20 protein-coding genes are annotated in these 25,042 nt (G+C 62.6%); 2 read left to right on the top strand and 18 right to left on the bottom strand.

Features of this window, described 5'->3' with window-relative positions:
- Positions 1–115 precede the first annotated feature (115 nt).
- The 16 genes from ACLK1G_RS12420 to leuC all read right to left on the bottom strand — a co-directional run bounded on the left by ACLK1G_RS12420 (position 116) and on the right by leuC (position 18,671).
- Entirely contained in the window at positions 116–889 is a 774-nt protein-coding gene (locus ACLK1G_RS12420) for an SDR family oxidoreductase (RefSeq protein WP_420765694.1), read from the bottom strand.
- Entirely contained in the window at positions 886–2,097 is a 1,212-nt protein-coding gene (locus ACLK1G_RS12415; RefSeq protein WP_420765693.1) for an O-succinylhomoserine sulfhydrylase, read from the bottom strand. The genes ACLK1G_RS12420 and ACLK1G_RS12415 overlap by 4 nt, the downstream gene beginning before the upstream one ends.
- Before the next feature lie 57 nt (positions 2,098–2,154).
- Complete coding sequence (gene purF / locus ACLK1G_RS12410) at positions 2,155–3,660, bottom strand: amidophosphoribosyltransferase (RefSeq protein ID WP_305495814.1); 1,506 nt, start codon at positions 3,658–3,660, stop codon at positions 2,155–2,157.
- Positions 3,661–3,701: 41 nt separating this feature from the next.
- Positions 3,702–4,262: a CvpA family protein gene (locus ACLK1G_RS12405; RefSeq protein ID WP_039593931.1), complete on the bottom strand. Its 561-nt coding sequence runs from the start codon at positions 4,260–4,262 to the stop codon at positions 3,702–3,704.
- Between the two features lie 89 nt (positions 4,263–4,351).
- Positions 4,352–5,041: an SPOR domain-containing protein gene (locus ACLK1G_RS12400; RefSeq protein WP_420765692.1), complete on the bottom strand. Its 690-nt coding sequence runs from the start codon at positions 5,039–5,041 to the stop codon at positions 4,352–4,354.
- A complete protein-coding gene (gene folC / locus ACLK1G_RS12395; protein ID WP_420765691.1) occupies positions 5,025–6,332 on the bottom strand; it encodes a bifunctional tetrahydrofolate synthase/dihydrofolate synthase in 1,308 nt (435 codons plus the stop codon). The genes ACLK1G_RS12400 and folC overlap by 17 nt, the downstream gene beginning before the upstream one ends.
- Entirely contained in the window at positions 6,329–7,249 is a 921-nt protein-coding gene (gene accD / locus ACLK1G_RS12390; RefSeq protein ID WP_420765690.1) for an acetyl-CoA carboxylase, carboxyltransferase subunit beta, read from the bottom strand. Before accD ends, folC begins: the two co-directional genes overlap by 4 nt.
- Before the next feature lie 256 nt (positions 7,250–7,505).
- Positions 7,506–8,138, bottom strand: a complete 633-nt coding sequence (locus ACLK1G_RS12385) for a phosphoribosylanthranilate isomerase (RefSeq protein ID WP_420765689.1) — start codon at positions 8,136–8,138, stop codon at positions 7,506–7,508.
- Positions 8,139–8,201: 63 nt separating this feature from the next.
- Entirely contained in the window at positions 8,202–9,026 is an 825-nt protein-coding gene (gene truA / locus ACLK1G_RS12380) for a tRNA pseudouridine(38-40) synthase TruA (RefSeq protein WP_420765920.1), read from the bottom strand.
- A gap of 300 nt (positions 9,027–9,326) precedes the next feature.
- Positions 9,327–11,900, bottom strand: coding sequence for a FimV/HubP family polar landmark protein (locus tag ACLK1G_RS12375; protein ID WP_420765688.1), 2,574 nt, complete (start codon positions 11,898–11,900; stop codon positions 9,327–9,329).
- Between the two features lie 208 nt (positions 11,901–12,108).
- The gene (locus ACLK1G_RS12370; RefSeq protein WP_420765687.1) at positions 12,109–13,119 is read right to left on the bottom strand and encodes an aspartate-semialdehyde dehydrogenase; all 1,011 of its coding nucleotides are present in this window, start codon (positions 13,117–13,119) and stop codon (positions 12,109–12,111) included.
- Positions 13,120–13,372: 253 nt separating this feature from the next.
- Positions 13,373–14,485, bottom strand: a complete 1,113-nt coding sequence (gene asd, locus ACLK1G_RS12365) for an aspartate-semialdehyde dehydrogenase (protein ID WP_420765686.1) — start codon at positions 14,483–14,485, stop codon at positions 13,373–13,375.
- Between the two features lie 53 nt (positions 14,486–14,538).
- Entirely contained in the window at positions 14,539–15,621 is a 1,083-nt protein-coding gene (leuB, locus tag ACLK1G_RS12360) for a 3-isopropylmalate dehydrogenase (RefSeq protein WP_063320312.1), read from the bottom strand.
- A gap of 56 nt (positions 15,622–15,677) precedes the next feature.
- Positions 15,678–16,442: a class I SAM-dependent methyltransferase gene (locus ACLK1G_RS12355; RefSeq protein ID WP_420765685.1), complete on the bottom strand. Its 765-nt coding sequence runs from the start codon at positions 16,440–16,442 to the stop codon at positions 15,678–15,680.
- 154 nt (positions 16,443–16,596) lie between these two features.
- Positions 16,597–17,241, bottom strand: a complete 645-nt coding sequence (gene leuD / locus ACLK1G_RS12350; protein ID WP_030142033.1) for a 3-isopropylmalate dehydratase small subunit — start codon at positions 17,239–17,241, stop codon at positions 16,597–16,599.
- Between the two features lie 11 nt (positions 17,242–17,252).
- Positions 17,253–18,671 carry a 3-isopropylmalate dehydratase large subunit gene (leuC, locus tag ACLK1G_RS12345; RefSeq protein ID WP_420765684.1) on the bottom strand — a complete coding sequence of 473 codons (1,419 nt, stop codon included), beginning with the start codon at positions 18,669–18,671 and terminating at the stop codon, positions 17,253–17,255.
- A gap of 157 nt (positions 18,672–18,828) precedes the next feature.
- Here leuC and ACLK1G_RS12340 point away from each other — a divergent pair, with 157 nt between their 5' ends.
- A complete protein-coding gene (locus tag ACLK1G_RS12340; protein ID WP_420765683.1) occupies positions 18,829–19,719 on the top strand; it encodes a LysR family transcriptional regulator in 891 nt (296 codons plus the stop codon).
- 67 nt (positions 19,720–19,786) lie between these two features.
- Positions 19,787–23,065: a PAS domain S-box protein gene (locus ACLK1G_RS12335; RefSeq protein ID WP_420765682.1), complete on the top strand. Its 3,279-nt coding sequence runs from the start codon at positions 19,787–19,789 to the stop codon at positions 23,063–23,065.
- Positions 23,066–23,299: 234 nt separating this feature from the next.
- On the opposite strand, the gene ACLK1G_RS12330 is transcribed toward ACLK1G_RS12335, so the two are convergent.
- A complete protein-coding gene (locus tag ACLK1G_RS12330; protein WP_420765681.1) occupies positions 23,300–23,752 on the bottom strand; it encodes an Hsp20 family protein in 453 nt (150 codons plus the stop codon).
- A gap of 119 nt (positions 23,753–23,871) precedes the next feature.
- The gene (locus tag ACLK1G_RS12325) at positions 23,872–24,831 is read right to left on the bottom strand and encodes a tRNA dihydrouridine synthase (RefSeq protein WP_420765680.1); all 960 of its coding nucleotides are present in this window, start codon (positions 24,829–24,831) and stop codon (positions 23,872–23,874) included.
- Positions 24,832–25,042 lie beyond the last annotated feature (211 nt).

Here is a 25,042-nt window from a genome sequence, read left to right as displayed (position 1 = left end):
AGGGTTGGATTTTTTTCAGAAACAGTTTCAAGCGACAAGCGCCAAGCTACAAGTAAAAAGCACCGGACCCGCACCACGCTGCTTGCAGCTTGAACTTGCCGCTTGCAGCTGCTCCTTACTCATAAATCATTTTCTTGGTCATGCCGCCATCCACCACGAACTCCTGCCCCGTGACAAAACCGGCGTTGCGCGAAAGCAGCCATGCCACCATCGCCGCCACGTCCTCCACCGTACCCACCCTGCCCGCCGGATGCTGGGCGTGATCGGCATCGGTGAGCGGCTGCGCTCGACGTTGCGATGGGTCTCGCGCGTCGATCCAACCAGGGCTGACGGCGTTGACCCGAATCTCCGGCCCTAGACTGATCGCCAGGGCATGAGTCAGGGCCAGCAAGCCTCCTTTGCTGGCCGCATAGGCCTCGGTGTCCGGTTCCGACTGCGCGGCGCGGGTCGAGGCCAGGTTGACGATGGCCCCGTTGTGGGCACGCAGGTAAGGCGCGCAGTGCTTGGCCAGCAGCATCGGCCCGCCCAGGTTCACCGCCAGGACCCGGTTCCAATGCGCCAGGTCCAGGCTTTCCAGGGTGATGTTGTGCGGGTCGGCGATGGCGGCGTTGCACACCAGCGCGTCGAGCCGCCCGAACTGGCCGAGCACTTCAGCGATAGCGGTGGCAACCTGGGCCTCGTCCGACACATCCATGGCGATGAACCAGGCATTGTCACCCAAGGTTTTCGCCACCTTGGAACCGCGCTCGCGGTCCAGGTCGGTGAGAACCACCTGCCAACCTTCACAGATCAGCCAGGCGGCAATCCCAAGGCCGATACCCCGCGCGGCGCCCGTCACCAGGACTACCCGGCCATGAGTACCGCTCGGCGGCGTAGCCAGCTCGATCACAAGGCCGCCAACCCGCGGGCCAGGTCGGCTTGCAGGTCCGCCACGTCTTCCAGGCCGACCGCCACGCGGATCAGGCTGTCACGGATACCCGCCGATTCACGCTCCTGGGGCGACAGGCGACCGTGGGAGGTGGTGCTCGGGTGGGTAATGGTGGTTTTGCTGTCACCGAGGTTGGCGGTGATGGAGATCAACCGGGTCGCGTCGATGAAACGCCAGGCGCCCTCCTTGCCGCCCTTGACCTCGAAGCTCACCACCGCGCCGAAACCGCGCTGCTGACGCAAGGCCAGTTCGTGTTGCGGATGGCTCTTGAGGCCGGCGTAATGCACTTTCTCGATACCGTCCTGCTGCTCCAGCCACTCGGCCAGGGCCTGGGCATTGGCGCAATGAGCCTTCATCCGTAGGCCGAGGGTTTCCAGGCCTTTGAGGAAGATCCAGGCATTGAACGGGCTGAGGGTCGGCCCAGCGGTGCGCAAGAAGCCCACGACCTCTTTCATTTGCTCGCCACGACCAGCAACGACACCGCCCATGCAACGACCTTGGCCGTCGATGAACTTGGTGGCCGAATGCACCACCACGTCCGCGCCCAGCTTGAGCGGCTGTTGCAGCGCCGGTGTGCAGAAGCAGTTGTCGACCACCAGCATGGCGCCCTTGGCATGGGCGATTTCCGCCAGCGCGGCGATGTCCACCAGCTCAGCAAGCGGATTGGACGGCGACTCGACGAAAAGCAGCTTGGTATTGGCCTTGATCGCGGCATCCCAACCGGACAGGTCCGCCAGGGGCACGTAATCGACTTCCACGCCGAAACGCTTGAAGTACTTTTCGAACAGGCTGATGGTCGAGCCGAAGACGCTGCGCGACACCAGCACATGGTCGCCAGCGCTGCAGAAGCTCATCACCACCGCCATGATCGCGGCCATGCCGGTGGCGGTCGCCACGGCTTGCTCGGCGCCTTCCAGGGCGGCGATACGCTCCTCGAAAGCCCGCACGGTCGGGTTGGTGTAACGCGAGTAGACGTTGCCCGGCACTTCCCCGGCAAAGCGCGCCGCGGCATCGGCGGCCGTGCGGAACACGTAGCTGGAGGTGAAGAACATCGGATCGCCATGTTCGGCTTCCGGTGTACGGTGCTGGCCCGCGCGAACCGCCAGGGTATCGAACGCTACGCCTTCAAGGTCGCTGTCCAGCCGACCGGCATCCCAATCCTGACTCATGCTGCCACTCCTGTAATCGGTTAAACGCAAACCGGCCCCTCGGGGCCGGTTCGTGACTCAGTTGTTGTACAGATCGATGATCGCGCTGACCGCCTGCGTCTTGGCCTTGGACGCGTCGTTACGCGCGTTCTCGATCCGATTCAGGTAGGCCTCGTCGATGTCGCCGGTGACGTACTTGCCGTCGAATACCGCACAATCGAACTGCTCGATCTTGATCTTGCCGCCACCCACCGCTTCGATGAGGTCCGGCAAGTCCTGGTAGATCAGCCAGTCGGCGCCGATCAGGTCGGCCACTTCCTGGGTCGTGCGGTTATGAGCGATCAGCTCATGGGCACTCGGCATATCGATGCCGTAGACGTTCGGGTAGCGCACGGCCGGGGCCGCCGAGCAGAAGTAGACATTCTTGGCGCCGGCTTCGCGGGCCATCTGGATGATCTGCTTGCAGGTGGTACCGCGCACGATGGAATCGTCCACCAGCATCACGTTCTTGCCGCGGAATTCCAGTTCAATGGCGTTGAGCTTCTGGCGTACGGATTTTTTCCGTGCAGCCTGGCCCGGCATGATGAAGGTGCGGCCAATGTAGCGGTTCTTCACGAAGCCTTCGCGGAACTTCACGCCCAAATGGTTCGCCAGCTCCAGGGCCGCGGTGCGGCTGGTGTCCGGGATCGGGATGACCACGTCGATGTCATGGTCCGGACGCTCGCGCAGGATCTTGTCGGCGAGCTTCTCGCCCATGCGCAGGCGCGCCTTGTAGACCGAGATACCGTCAATGATCGAGTCCGGACGGGCCAGGTAGACGTGCTCGAAGATACACGGCGTCAGGCTCGGGTTGGTCGCGCACTGGCGGGTGAACAACTTGCCGTCTTCAGTGATGTAGACCGCTTCGCCCGGGGCCAGGTCGCGAATCAGGGTGAAACCAAGCACGTCCAGGGACACGCTCTCGGAGGCGATCATGTACTCGACGCCTTCGTCGGTGTGACGCTGGCCGAACACGATCGGACGAATACCGTGCGGGTCGCGGAAACCGACGATGCCGTAGCCGGTGATCATCGCCACCACCGAGTAGCCACCCACGCAACGGTTGTGCACGTCGGTCACGGCGGCGAACACGTCTTCTTCGGTCGGCTGCAGCTTGCCGCGCTGGGCCAGCTCGTGAGCGAAGACGTTGAGCATCACTTCCGAGTCGGAACTGGTGTTGACGTGGCGCAAATCAGATTCGTAGATCTCCTTGGCCAGTTGCTCGACATTGGTCAGGTTGCCGTTGTGCGCCAACGTGATGCCGTACGGCGAGTTGACATAGAACGGCTGGGCTTCGGCCGAAGTCGAGCTACCCGCTGTGGGGTAACGCACATGGCCGATGCCCATATGCCCGACGAGGCGCTGCATGTGACGCTGATGGAACACGTCGCGCACCAGGCCATTGTCCTTGCGCAGGAATAACCGGCCGTCATGGCTGGTCACGATACCGGCAGCGTCCTGGCCGCGGTGCTGGAGCACGGTTAGCGCGTCATACAGCGCCTGATTGACGTTCGACTTACCGACGATACCGACGATGCCACACATGCGACGCAACCCCTACTTAATGGATCTGAACTGAACAACACTCACTGCGGCGTTTTGGCCATCGGTAAGAGCTGTTCCTTGAACGGTATTTCAGCGGGTACGCTGATACCGCTGGCAAGCCACTGACTGCTCCAACCCAGGATCAGGTTCTTGGACCAGTCTGCGACCAATAGAAATTGTGGCACGAGCCGGGACTCCTGCCACCACGTATCCTGCTGTACCGGCCCCAGGCTCAACAGCCCGACGGCCACGACCACCAGCAAGGCGCCACGCGCCGCGCCGAAAGCCATGCCCAGGAACCGGTCCGTCCCGGAAAGCCCGGTGACGCGAATCAGTTCGCCGATCAGATAATTGATCATTGCGCCCACCAGCAAGGTGGCGATAAACAAGATGGCACAGCCCGCGATCACGCGGGCCGAGGGTGTTTCGATGTATCCGGCGAGGTACTGGGACAGCGAGCCACCAAACATCCAGGCCACGACTCCCGCGATGATCCAGGTCAGCAGCGAGAGCGCTTCCTTGACGAAGCCGCGACTCAGACTGATCAATGCGGAGATGGCGACGATCGCAACGATCGCCCAGTCAACCCAGGTAAATGGCACGGTGCAGCCTACAGACGGATAAGGCGGCGCATTTTAGCAGAGCGCAGGGCTGTCGGTAAGCTGCGTGATTCAAATCGGCTAAATGGCTGTCAACCGCGCTCTGGCTGGAAGCGAACCACAAAGCCCTTGAGGTTCTGCTGGCGATTGAGCAAGTCGCGCAGACGGTCGGCCTCGGCACGCTCGATCAACGGACCGACAAAGACCCGATTCTTGCCATCGGCGGAACGGATGTAGGCGTTGTAGCCCTGGCTGCGCAGGTTTTTCTGCAGTTTTTCCGCGCTTTCGCGACTGGTCAGGCTGGCCAGTTGCACCGACCAGCTCACCGACAGGCCGTTGGCATCGACGCGGCTCTGGGTGGTGTCTGGCTTGGGGCCCGCGGTGATCGGCTGGCTTGGCGCCGGTTTGATCGCCGGCGTCGCCGGGATGGGCGTTGGCGCTACAGCAGGCTTGGCGGGTGCCGCCGGGGCAGGCGCGACAGCGGCAGATGCGGGCGCTGTCGGCGTGGACCCGACCGGCGCGGTAGGCGCGGCGGATTGTTCAGCCAATTCCGCGTCGCTCGGCACCGGCTCCTGGGGCAGTGCCTGCGGCTCGGGCACTGGCACGGGTTCGACTTGCACGGGTGGCACCGCAGGCGCTTGGGGCGCGGCCGGCGCATCAACCGTGACCTGGCGCTGCTCGTCCTGCCGGGAAAACAGCATCGGCAGGAAGATCACCGCCAGGGCCACCAACACCAGGGCCCCGACCATGCGCTGCTTGTAAGCCTTATCCAGCAATGCCATCTGCAGCTTCCTCCGTGGAGCGCCGGGCCAACCATTGAAGGGCCTCGGCAACGCAATAAAATGATCCGAACAACAGAATCTCGTCGTCTGCCGTCGCCAGGGCGCACTGCCCTTCCAGCGCGTCAGCCACACTGCCATAAGCTTCCACCGAAGCGCCACGATGCTGCAACACCGCCTGCAACTCGCTGGCCGGACGCGAACGCGGCGAATCCAGTGGCGTCACGGCCCAGTGATGGACACTAGCACCCAACGCATCGACAACGCCATCCAGGTCCTTGTCCGACAGCAGGCCAAACACCGCCAGCCGCTTGCCCGCCACGGGTCGACGCGCCAGGCGTTCGGCCAGGTACTGCGCCGCGTGGGGGTTGTGACCGACATCCAAGAGCACGTTGAGGCGCTTGCCTTGCCAATCGATCGAGCGGCGATCAAGACGACCGACAACGCGAGTCGCCTGCAGTGCCTGGATAATCCGTCCGGTGTCCCACGGCAGCCCGAGCAGCAGGTAGGCCTGCAGTGCCAGCGCGGCGTTCTCCATTGGTAAGTCCAGCTGCGGCAGGTCACGCAGCTCGACCGGGTTGCCCCGAGCATCGCTGCCACGCCATTGCCAGTGCCGCTCCGTCATGGCCAGGTCGAAGTCCCGCCCACGCAGGAAGAACGGGCAGCCCAGCTCGCGCACTTTATCCAGCAACGGCTGCGGCGGATCGAGATCGCCGCAGAGTGCCGGCGCGCCCTGGCGAAAAATACCGGCCTTCTCGAAAGCCACGGACTCGCGGGTATCGCCCAGGTAATCGGCGTGATCCACGCCAATACTGGTGACCAGCGCGATGTCCGCGTCCACGAGATTGACGGTATCCAGGCGACCACCCAGGCCGACTTCCAGCACGACCGCATCCAGGCCGGCACGGGCGAACAGCCAGAACGCCGCGAGCGTGCCCATCTCGAAATAGGTCAGGGAAGTCTCGCCCCGCCCGGCTTCCACCGCCGCGAAGGCTTCACACAGATCGGCGTCGGAAGCTTCGACACCGTTGACCTGCACCCGCTCGTTATAGCGCAGCAGGTGCGGCGAACTGTAGACGCCGACACTTAATCCCTGGGCCCGCAGCAGCGAGGCCAGAAAGGCGCAGGTCGACCCCTTGCCGTTGGTGCCGGTAACCGTGATGACCCGAGGCGCCGGCTTGGCCAGTCCCATGCGGGACGCTACCGCTTGCGAGCGCTCCAGCCCCATGTCGATGGCCGATGGATGCAACTGCTCGAGGTAGGCAAGCCAGTCGCCCAGGGTACGTTCGGTCATAGGCCAGCAGGCGCCGGCGGAACCACGATCGGCTCGATTGGCGTGGCGACGAAGGTCGGCGTCGGCAGGCCCATCAGTTGCGCCAGCAGATTACCCAGGCGCGGACGCAGCTCCTGGCGGTGAATGATCATGTCGATCGCGCCATGTTCCAGCAGGAATTCGCTGCGCTGGAAACCTTCCGGCAGCTTTTCACGCACGGTCTGCTCGATCACACGCGGACCGGCGAAGCCGATCAGGGCTTTCGGCTCGCCGACGATGACGTCGCCCAGCATCGCCAGACTGGCGGAAACACCGCCGTAGACCGGATCGGTCAGCACCGAGATGAACGGAATGCCTTCTTCACGCAAGCGCGCCAGTACCGCGGAGGTCTTGGCCATTTGCATCAGCGAGATCAGGGCCTCCTGCATCCGCGCGCCACCGGAGGCGGCGAAGCAGATCATCGGGCACCGGTTTTCCAGGGCGTAGTTGGCGGCGCGAACGAAGCGCTCGCCGACGATGGCGCCCATGGAACCGCCCATGAACGAGAATTCAAAGGCCGACACCACCACCGGCATGCCCAACAGGGTGCCGCTCATGGAAACCAGGGCGTCTTTTTCACCGGTCTGCTTCTGGGCAGCGGTCAGGCGATCCTTGTATTTCTTGCCGTCGCGGAATTTAAGGCGGTCCACGGGCTCCAGGTCGGCACCCAGCTCAACACGGCCTTCGGCGTCCAGGAAGATATCGATACGGGCACGCGCGCCGATGCGCATGTGGTGGTTGCACTTGGGGCAAACGTCCAGGGTCTTTTCCAGCTCGGGACGGTACAGCACCGCTTCGCAGGATGGACATTTGTGCCACAGACCTTCAGGCACCGAGCTTTTCTTCACCTCGGAACGCATGATCGAAGGGATCAGTTTGTCTACCAACCAGTTGCTCATGCTTCTTTCTCCAGTACCGGCGGCCCGAACGCTCTGGTTCGCGGCCCCGCGTATGCCCTTGAGCTCAAATTCATTGTGCGGCGAGGAACGAGGATCGTCGCGGTCAGTGCGAAACATGACCTGCGCCCAGCCCAACCATCCCCCGCCATCCCGGCAACCGCTGCACTGCGATTGCCACTACGCTATCGGCCCACCCGTAGGCGGCGCCTGCCTGCTTTGAACAGTGCAGGTATGGACGGCGGCAGTCTGCCAGCCGTCACATTGACGACTGGCTGCTGCGCACAGCCGCCATGAATGCCCGGATCTTCGCTGGGTCCTTGATGCCCCTGGCCTGCTCCACCCCGCCACTGACGTCCACCGCGTAGGGTCGAACCTGGGCGATGGCGTCAGCCACGTTGTCCGCCGTCAGGCCACCGGCGAGGATGATCGGCTTGTCCAGGCCCTGCGGCACCAACGTCCAGTCGAACGCTTCACCGGTCCCTCCCGGAACGCCCTCCACGTAGGTGTCCAGCAAGATACCGCTGGCCCCGGAAAAGGCTTTGCAACTGGCGGCGATGTCGTCGCCGGCCTTGACCCGCAACGCCTTGATGTACGGTCGATGCCAACCCTCGCAATCGGCGGGTGTCTCGTCGCCATGGAACTGCAGGAAGGCCAGCGGCACCGCATCGAGGATTTCGCCCAGCTCGCAACGACTCGCATTGACGAACAGGCCGACCGGCGTGACGAAGGGTGGCAGCGCCTGGATGATCGCTCGTGCCTGCTGCACCGTCACCGCCCGCGGGCTCTTGGCGTAGAACACGAGCCCGATGGCGTCCGCACCGGCGTCGACCGCCGCCAAGGCGTCTTCGACTCGGGTGATTCCGCATATCTTGCTGCGAACGACCGACATGGTGGATAAAACCTCAGGCAAATCCGTGGAAGTCCCGGATGGTAACAAATGCAGCGGAGGGCGTCAGCCGTCGAGTTCCGAGAACCCCGTGAGGAAATGTGGCCCGATGTAACGCTCAGGCAACTCGAATTCGTCGTGATATTCAACCTGGACCAGGTACAGGCCAAACGGGTGCGCGGTCACGCCTCCCGAGCGGCGAATGCGGCTTTCGAGCACTTCCTTGACCCATTCCACCGGCCGCTCACCCGCGCCGATGGTCATCAGCACACCGGCGATGTTGCGCACCATGTGGTGCAGAAAGGCGCTGGCGCGGATATCAAGCACGATCATCTTGCCGTGACGGGTCACGCGCAGGTGGTGCAGTTCCTTGATCGGCGACTTGGCCTGGCACTGCCCCGCGCGAAAAGCGCTGAAATCATGGACGCCGACCAGGTATTGCGCGGCCTCGGCCATACGCTCGACATCCAGCGGACGGTGGTTCCAGGTGATTTCTTCATTCAGGTGCGCTGGGCGGATCTGATCGTTGTAGATCACGTAGCGATAGCGCCGGGCGATAGCCTTGAAGCGCGCATGGAAATGCGCGGGCATCGCCTTTGCCCAACTGACGCTGACATCGTGCGGCAGGTTGATATTGGCCCCCATCACCCAAGCCTTCATCGAGCGCTCGACTTGGGTGTCAAAATGCACCACCTGGCCGCAGGCATGCACGCCGGCGTCGGTACGTCCGGCGCAATGCAGCGACACGGGGGAATCGGCGACTTTGGACAGTGCGTCTTCAAGGATTTCCTGCACCGTTAATACGCCGGAGGCCTGACGCTGCCAGCCGCGATAGCGCGAGCCTTTGTATTCAACGCCCAAGGCGATTCGGAAAAAGCCGTCGGCCGCCATTTCGGCGGCCGGGTTGTCTATGTTTGCCAAGGAATTACAGCCTGCTGAGGTACGCAAAGGCGGGCATTATAAAGCCGGCTGGGCGGGATGCTAGTGCCACAGGTGGGCACTGTCGGGAATGGACTGGCGCCATCGCGAGCAAGCTCGCTCCCACAGGGTTCTCGGGTGCTCATGGATTCTGCGCTCACCGCGAATCCTTGTGGGAGCGAGCTTGCTCGCGATGCCGCCAGCCCAGACGCTACAAAACCTGCAAATAAAAACGGCAGCCTCACCGGCTGCCGTTTTTGTTTAACCGCCGACTCACGCCAGGCGCGACAACATCTCCTTCGCTTCGCTCTTCTGCGTGGCATCGCCTTCACTGAGCACTTCGCCGAGGATATCCCGGGCGCCGTCATTGTCGCCCATGTCGATGTAGGCCTGGGCCAGATCGAGCTTGGTTGCCACTTCGTCGGTGCCGCTGAGGAAATCGAAGTCCGGCTCGTCGTCGGCAGTCGCCAAGGCGTCTTCAGCAGTGAAGGTTGGCTGGCCTATGTTGTCGGACAGGCGATCCAGCTCGGCGTTGACATCGTCCAGCTCGGACTCGAAGGCATCCTTAGGCTGATCGTGGGCGTCCATCTCGTCGGCCAGGGACAGATCGAAATCCGCCGGCAGTTCAAGATCGTCGGCCGGCGTGTCATCCAACGCGGGCGTTTCGGCCGCTGGAATGTCCAACCCCTTGAGATCGTCGTCCAGGTCCAGCAGGAAGTCTTCATCCGCCAAGGCGGGTGCCGGAGCATCCGCGCCCAGGTCCAGATCGAACTCCGACAGATCGTCGAGGCTTTCGTTGGCCTCGGTCTGTTGCTTGAGCACCGATTCAAAACTCAGGTCATCGTCTTGCGGAAACGCATCCAGTTCGGCGAGCGGCTCGGGGGCTGGCGCGACCGGAGCGGTGTCCATGTCCTCCAGGCTCAGATCAAAAGCGCTGTCGAGCTCGTCGTCGGTCGGCGATTTGTCTTCCAACAGCTCCTTGACGTACTGGGCATCCAACTCAGCGGCGACGGCTGCCGCAGCCAGGCCTGCACCAGCGGCGACCGCCATGGCCGGGAAACGGCTCTTGAGCTGTTCGACCTGGGCGTAATTCTCGCCATTGGCGACCAACTGCCGCTCCTGGGCGACAAAGGCGTCGCGGTCGCCCTGCTGGCCGTAGACTTCCATCAGCTTCAAGCGCAGGTCGCTGCGCTGGGGCTCGGCCTTGATGCCTTGCTCAAGCAGGTCGGCGGCCTGATTCAAGCGACCACGATCGATGTGCGACTGAGCCTGGGGCAGCACGTCATCCGAACGCTCCGCGGCCGGTGCTACCAGCGGTGCGGCTATGGGGGGCGTGACGACCACGGGCGCAACCACCGGGGCAGGCCTAGGGGCTGGCGCGGGGGCTGGCTTGGGTTCGAGCTTTACGCTAGGTGGTGGTACTTCAATGCCCTCGAAGCTGCTCGGGGGCAGATCGAACTCCGGGGAGAAGTCGGCCTCCTCCTCGAGGGCTCGGGCCATGCGCAGATGTTTCTCGGCTTCCTGCTGGGCCTTGCGGCGGCGAGCGAGCAGCAGGAGCAGCAGCAAGAGGAGCAACGCACCGCCGCCAATCAGGCCCAGCAGGATCGGATTGGTCAGCAGGTCGTTGTATTTTTTCTCGTCGGCTGCGGCCGGCGCCGGTTCAACCGGCGGGGTCGCTTCTGGGGTGGCCTGGGGTGCCGGGGCGGCGGACGGTGCTTGTGCCGCTGGCGCGGGGGTCAGTTCCGCCGACATCGCCGGGGTGGCTTCGCCAGTGGGCGGGACCGCGACGCCTTCGGCCTGCATTTTCGCCAGTTGATTGTTCTTCAGCTCGATCAGGCGCTGCAGTTTGTCCAGCTGGCTCTGAAGATCGGCCATGCGGCTCTTCAGTTCTTCATTGTCGCGACGAGCCGAATCGAGGCTTTCCTGAGTCACGGCAAGTTGGTTACTCAGGGCCTGGGCATCACCGGCTGCGCCTTTGCCTTTGGCACCCGCTTTCGCCGACTCGGCGGAAACCAGGCTCAGGTTATCGCGAGCCGCGCCCTGGGCCGGTGCGTTATCGCCACCGCCACGCCGGGTGGCGTCCACCTGCTGGCGTCCGTTACCCGCCCCGCTCCGACGCCCCTGGCGCCAGGCGGCGTTTTGAGCGGCCACTTCGGCAATGGCCTGGGGCTGCGGCAATGCCGTGCTTTGCACCGGATCGGGCAGGCGCAACACCTGGCCGGTCTTGAGCAGGTTGATGTTGCCGTCGATGAATGCGTTCGGGTTCAACGCCTGGATCGCCAGCATCGTTTGCTGCACCGAACCACCGTTGCGCACCTTGGCGGCGATTTCCCATAGGGTATCGCGCGGCGTCGTGGTGTATTGGGACGGCTTGGTAGCCCCGGTGACCGGCGAAGACACCACCTGGGACGGCTTCGCCCGAGCGGCGTCGGCGGCCTGCGGCGAGAACTTAGACGGATCGAGCAGTACGCTGTAGTCGCGCAGCAAGCGGCCGTTGGGCCACATCACCTGCACGAGGAACTTGACCATCGGTTCGGTCAGCGGCCGGCTGGAAGTCACCCGCAGGACACTCTTGCCGTTGGCGTTGATCACCGGTGTGAAGCTCAATTCATTGAGAAAGGCTTGGCGGTCAATGCCCGCCTTGGCGAATTCTTCAGGTGGGGCCAGGCTCGGCACCACCTCGGCGGCGGTCAGTTGCTGGACATCGAGCAGTTCGATCTCGGCCACCAGAGGCTGGTTCGGCGGCGACTTGAGGGTCAATTCCCCCAGCCCGAGCGCTTGCGCCATACCGGAGGACAGCGCCGAGGCGGCCGCTATTGCTAACACCAGTTTGCGAACTTGAACCATAGCCTCTTCCTTTGTTTGAACATTCCTCGGCCAGCGAGAAGGTGTTGATGCCGCTGCCGTAAGGCATTGCGCGCAGCCCCAAGCGACGGTGCGCGCGATCGTTTCACTCATGCCCGAGGCAGTCCCCGGGAGGGAGGTTCGCCTTCAGCACTCTGGCCAAGCATAGCGCCCAGCTAGAACCATTCGACAAATTGTTGCCAAGTATCTTTTACAGCAGGTCTTTTATCAACAACTCAGCCACCTGCACCGCGTTGAGCGCCGCGCCCTTGCGCACGTTATCCGACGTCAGCCACATATTCAGCTCCGACGGATCATCGATGCCGCCGCGCACGCGACCGATATAGACCACATCCTGCCCCACCGCATCACCCACCGGCGTCGGATAATCACCCGCCTCCACCAGCTCGATGCCGGGGGCCGCTTCCAGGGCGGCGTTGACCTTCGCCAGGTCGACGGGACCGGCAGACTCCACGGTCACGCTAAAGCTATCGCCAAAAAACACCGGGGCTTGAATGCAAGTCGCGGAAATCTTTAACAAAGGTTGCTCCAGCACTTGGCGCAGCTCACTCACCAGTCGCTTTTCCAGTGGGGTATGGCCCTGCGCATCGGGACTACCCACCTGGGCCAACAGGTTGAACGCCATCTGCCGGTCGAAGAACGTCGGTTCGAGCGGACGGGCGTTGAGCAATTCCGCCGTCTGGCGCGCCAATTCAGTGACCGCAACGCGGCCTTGGGCCGATACGGCGAGGCTGGCAGTCAGGCTCACGCGCTGGATATCCAGGCATTGGCGCAACGGTGCCAAGGCAACGGCCAGGACCGTCGCCGAGGGGCTCGGGCTGCTGACCTGCACGGGCCTGGACAGATTCGCCAGCACATGCGGGTTGGCCTCCGGTACGATCTGCGGCGCCTGTTCGGCCGGCAGCGCACCGGACAGGTCGATCAGCGCGCAGCCGGCCGCCGTGGCGCGCGGAGCGAAGCTCAGAGTGACCGCCGGCCCCGCCGCGAAAAACGCCAGTTGGACTTTGCTGAAATCGAACTCATCGACCTCGCGCACCCGCACGTTTTTACTCCGGAACATCACCGAGCTGCCCGCCGACTCGCTGCTGGCCAACAGGTGCAGGTTGCCGATCGGGAAGTCGCGCTCTTCAAGGATCTGGACGAGGGTTTCGCCGACAGTACCGGTGGCGCCGATCACGGCAATATCAAAGGACTGGCTCATGGGTCTACCTCAGGTAAAACGTGGGGAGCGGCACTTTACCGGGTGGTGGGTGGGCAGGCAATTGGCGGGAAGTTTGTGGTGACTGTGGCGGCCCCTTCGCGAGCAGGCTCGCTCCCACATTGGATCTTCAGTGAACACAAAACCTGTGGAAGCGAGCCTGCTCGTGAAGGGGCCGGTCCAGACACCCAAAAACTGCCCCAATAAAAAACCCGCACCTCTTACAAGGCGCGGGTTCTTTCACAGCGACAATCGATCAACGCTCGAGCAAAATCCGCAGCATGCGGCGCAGCGGTTCGGCCGCGCCCCACAACAGTTGGTCGCCAACGGTGAAGGCACCGACGAACTGCGAGCCCATGTTCAGTTTGCGCAAGCGGCCCACTGGCACGTTCAGGGTGCCGTTGACCTTGGTCGGGCTCAGCTCCTGCATGCTGGTTTCACGGTTGTTCGGCACCAGCTTGACCCACGGGTTGTGCTGGCTGATCAAGCCTTCGATGTCGGCGATCGGCACGTCTTTGTTCAGCTTGATGGTCAGCGCCTGGCTGTGGCAACGCATGGCGCCGATGCGCACGCAGATGCCGTCCACCGGGATCGGGCTCTTGAAGCGGCCCAGGATCTTGTTGGTCTCGGCCTGGGCCTTCCATTCTTCACGGCTCTGGCCGTTCGGCAGTTCCTTGTCGATCCAAGGGATCAGGCTGCCGGCCAGCGGCACGCCGAAATTCTCGGTCGGGTAGGCATCGCTGCGCATCGCTTCGGCGACCTTGCGGTCGATGTCCAGGATGGCACTGGCCGGGTTCGCCAGCTCGTCAGCCACGGCGCCGTGGGTCACGCCCATTTGCTTGATCAGCTCGCGCATGTGCTGCGCGCCGCCACCGGAGGCTGCCTGATAGGTCATGGCGCTCATCCACTCCACCAGGCCCGCTTCGAACAGGCCGCCCAGACCCATCAGCATCAGGCTGACGGTGCAGTTGCCGCCGATGTAGTTCTTGGTGCCCGCATCCAGCTGCTGGTCGATGACCTTGCGGTTGACCGGGTCGAGGATGATCACCGCGTCGTCCTGCATGCGCAGGCTGGAAGCGGCATCGATCCAGTAACCCTGCCAGCCGGCTTCACGCAGTTTCGGGAAGACTTCGCTGGTGTAGTCGCCGCCCTGGCAGGTCAAAATCACGTCGAGGGTCTTGAGCTCGTCGATGCTGTAGGCATCCTTGAGCGCACCGGTGTCCTTGCCCACGGACGGGCCCTGGCCACCCACGTTGGAAGTGGTGAAGAACACCGGCTCAATGAGATCGAAATCCTGCTCTTCCAGCATTCGCTGCATGAGCACGGAACCGACCATGCCGCGCCAACCGATCAGACCTACACGTTTCATCGCAACACACCTATACAAAAGTGGGCCACCGTCGAGGCGGTGGGCCCGAAAGATTACAGATTCCGCAGCGCGGCGACTACTGCATCGCCCATTTGCTGCGTACCGACTTTGGTACAGCCTTGCGACCAGATATCACCGGTGCGCAAGCCCTGGTCCAGGACCACGCTGACGGCTTTTTCGATCGCGTCGGCGGCATCGTTCAAGTTGAAGCTGTAGCGCAGCATCATCGACACCGACAGGATGGTCGCCAACGGGTTGGCAATGCCCTGCCCGGCGATGTCCGGCGCCGAACCGTGGCACGGCTCGTACATGCCCTTGTTGTTGGCGTCCAGGGAAGCCGACGGCAGCATGCCGATGGAACCGGTGAGCATTGACGCTTCGTCGGACAGGATGTCGCCGAACATGTTGTCGGTGACGATCACGTCGAACTGCTTCGGCGCACGCACCAGTTGCATCGCCGCGTTGTCGACGTACATGTGGCTCAGTTCGATGTCCGGGTAATCCTTGGCCACCTGCTCGACCACTTCGCGCCACAGTTGGCTGGAAGCCAGCACGTTGGCCTTGTCCACCGAGCACAGTTTCTTGCCCCGCACGCGGGCCATGTCGAAGCCGACCCGGGCGATACGGCGGATTTCGCTTTCGCTGTAAGGCAGGGTGTCGTAGGCCTGGCGCTCGCCATTCTCCAGCTCACGGGTGCCGCGCGGGGCGCCGAAGTAGATACCGCCGGTCAGTTCGCGGACGATGAGGATGTCCAGGCCCGAGACGATTTCCGGCTTCAGGCTCGACGCGTCGGCCAGTTGCGGATAAAGGATCGCCGGACGCAGGTTGCCAAACAGACCCAGTTGCGCACGAATCTTCAGAAGGCCGCGCTCCGGGCGGATGTCGCGTTCGATCTTGTCCCATTTCGGGCCGCCCACGGCGCCCAGCAGCACGGCATCGGCGGCACGGGCACGGTCCAGGGTTTCATCGGCCAGGGGTACGCCGTGCTTGTCGATGGCCGCGCCACCAATGACGTCGTGGCTGAGTTCGAAGCCCAGGCCGTACTTGTCGTTCGCCAACTCCAGGACCTTGACCGCCTCGGCCATGATTTCCGGGCCGATGCCGTCACCTGGGAGAATCAGAATCTGTTTGCTCATGCTTTCCTCGTTTGTTCGGTTTTCGGCACAACCCCTGGGGCCGACCGGTAAAAATCCTATCGCTCGGCCCACAGCACCAGCACATCTGTACTGAACGAACCATCGGCCTCAATCTGAAAATATTCACGCACTTCGTCGCCCATCGAACGCTGCAGCTCAAGAATCGCCGCACGCATCACCTCGGGGGTGCGCATGCGCTCGACCCAGGACTGGTACTCCAGGCGCAGGCGCTGGCGCGACGTGCTGCGAGTGTGCAGCCCCGCTTCGCTGACCTGGCGCAACCATTCGGCGGCCGAATAGTCGCGCACATGGCTGGTGTCGCGCAGCACTTCGATGCTTTGCAGGTAGGTGTCCAGTAACGGCGTGCCAGGCGACAGGATATCGATGAACGCTACCACCCCGCCCGGCTTGAGCACCCGGCGCACTTCCCGCAATGCCAGGCCGAGGTCGCTCCAATGATGCGCCGAATAGCGGCTGAACACGAAGTCGAACTCAGCGTCGGCGAACGGCAACCGCTCGGCGGCGCCACGAACCGTGCTGATATTGCCCAGGCCACGCTCGGCAGCCGCCGCCGTCACCACGTCGAGCATCTGCTGGGACAGATCGTACGCCACCACCTTACCGGCCAGCGGCGCCACGTGGAAACTCACATGGCCGGCGCCGCAACCCAGGTCCAGCACACGGGCATCGCCACGACCGGCCAGCTCGGCCTGTAGCAGGGCGAACTCGGTGCCCTGGGCGTGCACGGCACTGCTCAGGTAGGCCGAGGCCTGTTCACCGAATTGCTTTTGGACGACTTGGCTGTGGGCGGTGCTGGTCATGGGGACTTCCTTTTTGGGTATAGCCTTGTGGTGTCAGTGCCGCCGTCTTCGCGAGCAGGCTCGCTCCCACACTGGACTTGCAGCGTCCACAATCCCTGTGGGAGCGAGCCTGCTCGCGAAGGGGCCTGCACTGACTACATCTATCTCAGGTCAATCAAGCATCGCGAAACAACCAAGGCTGGCTCGCCCGATGCTTGGCCTCGAACGCGGCAATTGCCTCGCCGTCCTGCAAGGTCAGGCCGATGTCATCCAGGCCATTGAGCAGGCAATGCTTGCGAAACGCATCGATCTCGAAACCCAACACCTTGCCGTCGGGACGGGTCACCGTCTGCGCGGCCAGGTCGATCTGCAATTGATAACCAGGATTGGCCTCGACCTGCTGGAACAGCTCGTCCACTTCGGCGTCGCTGAGGATGATCGGCAGCAGGCCGTTCTTGAAGCTGTTGTTGAAGAAAATGTCGGCGTAGCTCGGCGCGATGATGCTGCGAAAACCGTACTCTTCCAAGGCCCACGGCGCGTGCTCGCGGCTCGAGCCGCAGCCGAAGTTCTCACGGGCCAGCAACACGCTGGCGCCTTGGTAGCGCTCGGCGTTGAGCACGAAGTCCTTGTTCAGCGGACGCTTGGAGTTGTCCTGGTACGGCTGGCCGACATCCAGGTAGCGCCATTCGTCGAACAGGTTCGGGCCGAAGCCGGTGCGCTTGATGGATTTCAAGAATTGCTTGGGGATGATCTGGTCGGTGTCGACATTGGCACGATCCAAAGGCGCGACAAGACCGGTGTGCTGGGTAAAAGCTTTCATGCTGCGCTCCTTCAGATCAATTCGCGGACGTCGACGAAACGGCCGTTGACAGCTGCCGCCGCGGCCATCGCCGGGCTAACCAGGTGCGTACGACCACCGGCACCCTGACGGCCTTCGAAATTTCGGTTGGACGTCGAGGCGCAATGCTCGCCCGACTCCAGGCGGTCCGGGTTCATCGCCAGGCACATCGAGCAACCCGGCTCACGCCATTCGAAACCGGCTTCGAGGAAAATCTTGTCCAGCCCTTCCGCTTCGGCCTGGGCCTTCACCAGGCCCGAGCCCGGCACCACGATGGCCTGTTTGATGGTCGAGGCGACCTTGCGGCCCTTGGCGATGACCGCCGCGGCGCGCAGGTCCTCAATCCGCGAGTTGGTGCAGGAGCCGATGAAAACACGGTCGAGCTGAATGTCGGTGATCGCCTGGTTGGCGCTCAAGCCCATGTACTTCAAGGCACGGACAATGGAGTCGCGCTTGACCAGGTCCGTTTCCTTGGCCGGATCCGGCACGTTCTGGTCCACTGCCAGGACCATTTCCGGCGAAGTGCCCCAGCTGACTTGCGGCTTGATCTGCGTCGCATCGAGCTCGACCACGGTGTCGAATTTGGCGTCCGGGTCAGAGACCAGGTCTTTCCAGGCTTCGACCGCCATGTCCCACTCCGCGCCTTTGGGCGAGAACGGACGGCCCTTGACGTATTCGACGGTTTTTTCATCGGCGGCCACCAACCCGACGCGCGCGCCGGCTTCGATGGACATGTTGCAGATGGTCATGCGGCCCTCGACGGACAAGTCGCGGATCGCGCTGCCGGCGAACTCGATGGCATGGCCGTTACCGCCAGCGGTACCGATCTTGCCGATCACGGCCAGGACGATGTCCTTGGCGGTCACGCCGAACGGCAACTTGCCCTCGACGCGCACCAGCATGTTTTTCATTTTCTTGGCGACCAGGCACTGGGTGGCGAGCACGTGCTCGACCTCGGAAGTGCCGATGCCGTGGGCCAAGGCGCCGAATGCGCCGTGGGTCGAGGTATGGGAGTCACCGCAGACCACGGTCATGCCGGGCAAGGTCGCGCCTTGCTCCGGGCCGATGACGTGGACGATGCCCTGGCGCACGTCGTTCATCTTGAATTCAACGATGCCGTATTCATCACAGTTGTCGTCGAGGGTCTGGACTTGAAGACGCGAGACCTGGTCGGCAATGGCTTCGATGCCGCCCTTGCGCTCCGGGGTGGTCGGTACGTTGTGGTCCGGGGTGGCGATGTTGGCATCGATGCGCCAAGGCTTGCGCCCAGCCAGGCGCAGGCCTTCGAAGGCTTGCGGCGAAGTCACTTCATGGATGATGTGACGATCGATGTAGATCAGCGCCGAGCCATCGTCGCGCTGCTTGACCAAATGCGAATCCCAGAGCTTGTCGTAGAGCGTTTTGCCGGCCATCACACGGTTTCCTCATCAGCTTGTTTCTATGCCCTGGGTCTTGAGTGAGTAAATGCCCCCTTGGCTTGTGAGGCTGATGTTATGAGGCTACATTAAATAACTCAAATTCATATTTTTCATGCTTTGCATAACCAACAGGAATTCGACCGGTACGGCCATGGACTTAGCCAACCTCAACGCCTTTATTGCCATCGCCGAGACCGGCAGTTTCTCCGGAGCCGGCGAGCGCCTGCACCTCACCCAGCCCGCTATCAGCAAGCGTATTGCCGGGCTGGAACAACAGCTCAATGTGCGCCTCTTCGACCGGCTGGGTCGTGAAATTGGCCTGACCGAAGCCGGCCGGGCGCTGCTGCCCCGGGCCTATCAGATTCTCAACGTGCTCGACGACACCCGCCGCGCGCTGACCAATCTGACCGGCGAAGTGACCGGGCGGCTGACCCTCGCCACCAGTCACCACATCGGCTTGCATCGCCTGCCCTCCTTATTAAGGGAATTCACCCGACGCTACCCACAGGTGGCATTGGATATTCAGTTCCTTGATTCGGAAGTGGCCTACGAGGAAATCCTTCACGGTCGCGCGGAACTCGCCGTCATCACCCTCGCCCCCGAGCCCCACGCACTGGTAAGGGCCAAGCCGGTGTGGGATGACCCGCTGGATTTCGTCGTAGCGCCGGAACACGCGCTGCTGGAAAACGGCGCAGTGAGCCTGGCGGACATCGCCTTGCATCCGGCGGTGTTCCCTGGCGGCAATACCTTCACCCATCACATCGTCCAGCGACTGTTCGAAGCCCAAGGCCTGACTCCGAACATCGCCATGAGCACGAATTATCTGGAGACCATAAAGATGATGGTCTCCATCGGCCTGGCCTGGAGCGTCCTGCCGCGCACCATGCTCGACGAACAGGTGGCGCGCATTCCTTTGCCGGGCATACAGCTCAGTCGCCAGCTAGGCTATATCGTGCACACCGAACGGACGCTGTCGAATGCAGCACGGGCTTTCATGGCTCTACTGGACGCACAAATCGATCTGCCAGGGACAAGGGCATAAGTTGTGCTACTCCTATAGGGCCACTACGCCTGTGCATCACACCCACCCGCCCAAGGCCCGCTAGAGAATGCCCAAACCCGCCGACCATCTTCCGCCCCTGCCGCGTATCCAGGCGCTCGACCCGAAGCGGTCCGAGCAAAGCTGGGACAGCGCGCCACAGCTGCTGGCCGCCCTGAACGGAGCGCGGCTGGGGGCCTGGTCGTGGGACATCGATACCGGGCAGATCAGTTGGTCCCGAGGCACCCAGGCACTGTTCGGCTTCGATCCGCGCCAACCGTTACCCGCCGACGTGGACTACCTCGATCTGTTGCTGCCCGAGGACCGGGCCCGGGCCATGCGCGCGTTTCACGCGGCGGTGGCCGGCGCACCGCTCGAGCAGGCCATGCACCACCGAATCGTCTGGCCCGACGGCAGCCTGCATTGGCTGGAAATCAGCGGCAGCGTATTGCCCGACAAACATGGCCGTCCACGCATGATCGGGGTCATTCGCGAGATCACCCACCAGCGCGAACGGGAACAGGCGCTGCGCAGCTCGGAAAAACGCTTCGCCACGCTTTTTCATCTTTGCCCGAACATGGTCTTGCTGACCCGCCAGGAGGACGGCCTGATCAGCGAAGCCAACCAGTATTTCGAAAGCCTGTTCGGCTGGCCGGTTCACGATGTGATTGGCCGCACCACCCTGGAACTGGGCCTGTGGGTCGACCCCAGGCAACGGGCGAAGCTGGTGGAGGCGACCAAGGCCAAAGGCGAACTGGTGAGCATGGAAGTGGAGTTCCGGGCCAGTAACGGCCAGGTCCACAACGGCATCCTCAGCGCGCAGAAAGTCGAACTCGAAGGCCAACCGTACCTGCTGAGCACGTTCCTCGATACCACCGAGCGCAAACTCGCCGAACAGGCCCTCAAGGACAGCCAGGAACGCCTGGACCTGGCCCTCGACTCGGCGCAACTGGGCACCTGGGACTGGCACATTCCCAGCGGCATGCTCTACGGTTCGGCCCGGGCCGCGCAGCTCCATGGCCTGGAGCCCAAAGCCTTTCATGAATCGTTCGACGCATTTTTCGAGGGCGTACCCACCGAAGAACGCAACAACATGCGCAACGCCTACCGCAGCCTGCGCGAAGGCCCGGCGGGCAACTATCAATTGACCTATCGCGTGCAGCTGCCGGACGGCAGCTCACGCTATCTGGAGAGCCGCGCCCGCCTCTACCGCGACGACGACGGCAGCCCCTTGCGCATGGCCGGCACGTTGCTCGACATCACCGATCAGGTGGAGCGCGAACAGAGCCTGGCGGCATCGGAAGAAAAATTCGCCACACTGTTCCAGGTCAGCCCCGACCCGATCTGCGTGACCCACCAGGACGATGGCAGATTCCTGGAAATCAACTCCAGCTTCACCCAGACCTTCGGCTGGGCGGCCAGCGACGTCATCGGCCGCAGCGCCGACGAGATTGGTCTGTGGGACGCGTCCGGCAGCAGCCTGCAACGCATCGAACGGGTGATCCGCGAGCAATCGCTGAGCAATGTCGCCATCGTCGTCCACCACAAGAACGGCCAGCCGCTGACCTGCGTGATTTCCAGCCGGCAGATCCACGTCGGCAACCAGCCCTGCATCGTCACCACCCTGCGGGACATCACCCAGCAGCAGCGTTCCGAGGCGGCGCTCAAGGCCAGCGAGGAAAAATTCGCCAAAGCTTTCCACTCCAGCCCTGACGCCATCACCATCACTGAATGCGAAAGCGGCCGCTACCTTGAGGTCAACGACGGTTTCTGCCGCCTCACTGGCTATCGCGCCGACGAAGTGGTCGGCCACACAGTGTACGAAGTCGGCATCTGGGCCGAGGAAAAACAACGCACGGCGCTGCTGGCAGAGCTACAGCTCAAGGGCCGGGTCGTGCATCAGGAAATGCTCGGGCGCAACAAGCGTGGGGAAATCCTCACGGTGGAAGTGTCGGTGGAACCCATCACGCTCAACGAGACCGCCTGTCTGCTGCTGACAGCCCGGGACGTCAGCCTGCTGCGCAACGCCGAAGCGCAGATCCGCCACCTGGCTTATCACGACCCACTCACCAACCTGCCCAACCGGGCGTTGTTGATGGACCGCTTGAGCCAGCAGATCGCCTTGCTCAAGCGCCACAGCCTTCGCGGAGCCCTGCTGTTCCTCGACCTGGACCACTTCAAGCACATCAATGACTCCCTCGGCCATCCGGTGGGCGATACGGTGCTGAAGATCATCACCGCACGCCTCGAAGCCAGCGTGCGCCTCGAAGACACCGTGGCGCGGCTGGGTGGCGACGAGTTCGTGGTACTGCTCAGCGGCCTCGAAGGCACACGGGCCGCGGTCAGCGAACAGGTACAGAACCTGGCCGACACCCTGCGTGACCTGCTCTCGGAGCCGATGTTCCTGGACGGCCAACGGCTTCAAGTTACCCCCAGCATTGGCATGGCGCTGATTCCGGACCACGGCTCCACCCCGACCGACCTGCTCAAGCGCGCCGACATTGCCCTTTACCGCGCCAAGGACTCGGGGCGCAACACGTCGCAGATGTTCCACGCCACCATGCAAAAAGCCGCGAGCGAGCGACTGCGCATGGAAACCGACTTGCGCCAGGCCCTGGCTCGCAACGAGTTCAGTTTGCATTTTCAGCCCCAGATCGATGCCCGGGACAACCGCATCATCGGCGCCGAAGCCCTGGTCCGTTGGAATCATCCGGACCTGGGTGCGCAGTCGCCCAACGAGTTCATCAAGGTACTGGAAGACAGCGGCTTGATCCTGGAGGTCGGGACCTGGATCCTCGATGAAGCCTGCAACGGCTTCAAGCACTTGATCGCCAAGAGCAAGGTCGATCCACAGCGCTTCAAATTGTGCGTCAACATCAGCCCACGGCAGTTTCGCCAGAGTGATTTCGTCGAACGCATCGAAAGCAGCCTCTCCCGTCACGGCCTGCCCTATTGCGTGCTCAAACTGGAAATCACCGAAGGCATCGTAATCCAGAACCTGGACGACACCATCGGCAAGATGCGTCGCCTCAAGAAACTGGGCGTGAGCTTCGCCATGGATGATTTCGGCACGGGATACTCGTCGCTGACGTACCTCAAACGCCTACCGGTCGACACGTTGAAAATCGATCAATCCTTCGTGCGGGACGCCACCAGCGACCCCAACGACGCCGAAATCATCCGCGCCATCGTGGCCATGGCCCGTAGCCTGAACCTGGAAATGATCGCCGAAGGGGTGGAGACGCTGGAACAATTGCAGTTCCTGCAGGGGCTCGATTGTCATTTGTACCAGGGTTACCTGCACAGCCGGCCGTTGCCGCTGGAGGCGTTTGAGCGGTTGTTGCCCTAATTTTGAACCGCAATACAAGACGGGCTTTTGTGGCGAGGGGATTTATCCCCGCTGGGTTGCGAAGCAGCCCCAAAAAAGAACAGACGACGCTGTTTAGCCTGACACGCCGAGGCGACGGCTTTAAGGGCTGCTTCGCAGCCCAGCGGGGATAAATCCCCTCGCCACGATTAATCTTCCACCGATCTCAAAAATGAAGAAGGGCGCCATTCGGCGCCCTTCTTCAATTGCGATGGATCAATTCTCCAGCGCGGGTTTTTGCTGCGCACCGTTGATCGGGATGCGCTTGGCTTTCGCCTCTTCCGGTACCACGCGCAACAGGTCGATGCTCAACAGACCGTTGCTCAGGCCGGCGGCCTTGATCTCGATATGATCCGCCAACCGGAAGGACAGCTTGAACGCCCGCTGGGCGATGCCTTGGTGCAGGTAGGTCACGCTGTCGTTGCTGGCCTCGCGCTTGCCGCCGCTGATGGTCAGCACACCTTTTTCCACTTGCAGGTCCAGGTCTTCTTCCCGGAACCCGGCAGCGGCGACTACGATGCGGTATTCGTCATCGCCGTGTTTTTCCACGTTGTAAGGTGGATAACTGCTGCCCGGTTCGTTGCGCAGTGCGGTTTCGAACAGGTCGTTGAAACGGTCGAAGCCCACCGAGGAACGGAACAGAGGGGCCAGCGAAAATGCAGTACTCATGATTCAAATCTCCTGAAAGTTCAGCAAGGTTTTTTGTCTCCGCGACCCGAATTCGGCATCGCGTACCCCCTATCTAGGGTCCGCCAAAAACTTTTCAAGAGCTTTTCCTGAGATTTTTTTCAGGCCGCTTCGGTGCGCTGCACACCCAATAAATGGCCCACCGCATCCAGTTCCGTTTCTCGCCGTAGCGCGCCGAACAACTCCACGGCTTCGGGGTAATTGCGGGTCAGCATGGCCAGCCATTGCTTCAAGCGACCCGGCGCCTGGCGAGGGGTCAATTGTTCCACCACCTGTACCCAGAAATCCTGGAGCATCGGTTGCAGGTCGGCCCAAGACATCTCGATAACCTCTTCACCCGCCCGGGCGGCGGCGATCTGCCGCGCCAGGTCGGGACGGGAGACCAGTCCACGGCCGAGCATGATGTCTTCGACACCGCTGATTTCCCGGCACCGACGCCAGTCATCGACGCACCAGATATCGCCGTTGGCGAACACCGGCACCTTGACCACTTCCTGGACGCGGGGAATCCACTCCCAGTGGGCCGGTGGCTTATAGCCGTCGACCTTGGTCCGCGCATGCACAACGATGTGCGCCGCGCCGCCCTCGGCCAGCGCCGTGGCGCAGACCAGCGCGCCGTCCGGGCTGTCGAAACCCAGGCGCATCTTCGCCGTAACCGGAATGTGCTTGGGCACCGCACGACGGACATGTTCCACGATTTCGTTGAGCAGCTCTGGCTCCTTGAGCAACACCGCCCCGCCCCGTGACTTGTTCACCGTCTTGGCCGGGCAACCGAAATTCAAGTCGATCACCTCGGAGCCCAGCTCGCAGGCCAGCGCCGCGTTTTCCGCCAGGCATACCGGGTCGGAACCGAGCAACTGCACACGCAGGGGCACACCCGCCGCTGTCTGGGCACCGGTCAACAGTTCAGGGGCAAGCTTATGGAAATAGGCCGGCGTGAGCAGACGGTCGTTGACGCGAATGAACTCGGTGACGCACCAGTCGATGCCACCAACACGGGTCAGGACGTCCCGCAGGATGTTGTCGACCAACCCCTCCATGGGCGCCAAGGCAATTTGCATGGGAAACACACTCAACGAAAAAACGTGCGGCAGTTTAGCGGATTTCCTTCACAAAATCGGAATCCACCACGAATCACTGTGGGAGCGAGCCTCCTCGCGATGGCGTTTTTTTTTTTTGTTTTGTTTGTTTTGGGCCCCCCCCCATCGACCCCACGCCCCCCCCCACCCCGACTCCAAGGCGCCCACAAAACCGGAATCCACCACCAAACCC

Source organism: Pseudomonas algeriensis, assembly GCF_048847255.1.
In the GTDB taxonomy this organism is placed as follows: Bacteria; Pseudomonadota; Gammaproteobacteria; order Pseudomonadales; family Pseudomonadaceae; genus Aquipseudomonas.
This window is presented reverse-complemented; position numbering and strand designations above follow the sequence as displayed.